Annotated in this window: 1 protein-coding gene; it reads left to right on the top strand. The window is 73.1% G+C overall.

What is annotated here, in order from left to right:
* Positions 1 to 495 (top strand): M20/M25/M40 family metallo-hydrolase (locus tag AC5RUJ_RS18250; protein ID WP_494156519.1); only part of this gene is annotated, 495 nt, incomplete at both ends.

Genomic DNA, 495 nt, shown 5'->3' with positions numbered 1-495 from the left:
GTCGCCTCCGCGCTCGCCGCCGTGGACCTCCTCAAGGAGCGCGGCGTCGAGCCGAACCGGCCGCTGGCCGTCACGGTCTTCCCGGAAGAAGAAGGATCGCGCTTCGGTGTGGCCTGCCTGGGCTCGCGGCTGCTGGCCGGCGCCATCGATCCGGACAAGGCCCGGAACCTGCGCGACGAGAGCGGCGACACGTTCGCCGACGTCGCCCGGGCCAACGGGCTGGATCCTGCGCATCTGGGGCGCGACGAGGAGGCGCTGGCGCGGATCGGCGACTTCATCGAGCTGCATGTGGAGCAGGGCCGCGGCCTGGGCGAGGACGGCCCGACCATCGCCGTCGGCAGTTCCATCCTCGGCCACGGGCGGTGGCGGATCAGCGTCACCGGCCAGGGCAACCATGCCGGCACCACGCTGATGGCCGACCGTGCCGACCCGATGGTCGCCGCGGCGCAGATCATCCTGGCCGTACAGCAGGCCGCGGCCAAGCAGCCCGACGCC

It is taken from the genome of Arthrobacter sp. Y3223164, assembly GCF_059091005.1.
The sequence above is the reverse complement of the archived record's forward strand: the minus strand, read 5'-3'. Positions and strand labels throughout refer to the sequence as shown.